Origin of the sequence: Liquorilactobacillus sicerae (assembly GCF_029916425.1) — a bacterium.
GTDB classification, from domain to species: domain Bacteria; phylum Bacillota; class Bacilli; order Lactobacillales; family Lactobacillaceae; genus Liquorilactobacillus; species Liquorilactobacillus sicerae.
Genome location: NZ_JAHAVQ010000168.1, coordinates 1 through 481, shown reverse-complemented (window position 1 = coordinate 481; position 481 = coordinate 1). Strand labels below are relative to the sequence as shown.

Sequence of the window (481 nt, the reverse complement as noted above, 5' to 3'; positions counted from 1 at the left end):
ATCAACATACTTTCAGCAATCTATTGGAAATTGTTCGTATTTTCCCAGAATATTTTGTTGGCAGCAATGCCGATTTGCCGATTGTTGGCGGGTCAATGCTCAGCCACGATCATTATCAAGGCGGAAGGCACCTCTTCCCGATGATGAAAGCAAAAATCGATCGACCAATTAATTTCGGAGTTAATGGTATCACTGCCGGGATTGTTAAATGGCCAATGTCGACAATTCGCTTAATCAGCGAAAATCAGGAGCAGTTAGCTGAAACTGTTAATTTAATCCATAAAAAATGGATGAATTATTCAGACGAAACAGTTGATGTCAGAGCATAGACCAATGGTGTTCGTCACCATACCGTAACGCCAATTGTCCATTTCGAAAACGGAAAATACATTTTCGACGTCGTTTTACGCGACAATCAGACCTCGGTTAAATATCCGGATGGAATTTTTCATCCCCACCAAGATGTTCAACACATCAAAAA

At 40.5% G+C, this 481-nt stretch carries 1 pseudogene; it reads left to right on the top strand.

From position 1 onward, the window contains the following. Positions 1-481 (top strand): annotated as a pseudogene (locus tag KH893_RS11820) (UDP-glucose--hexose-1-phosphate uridylyltransferase); the annotation flags it as partial.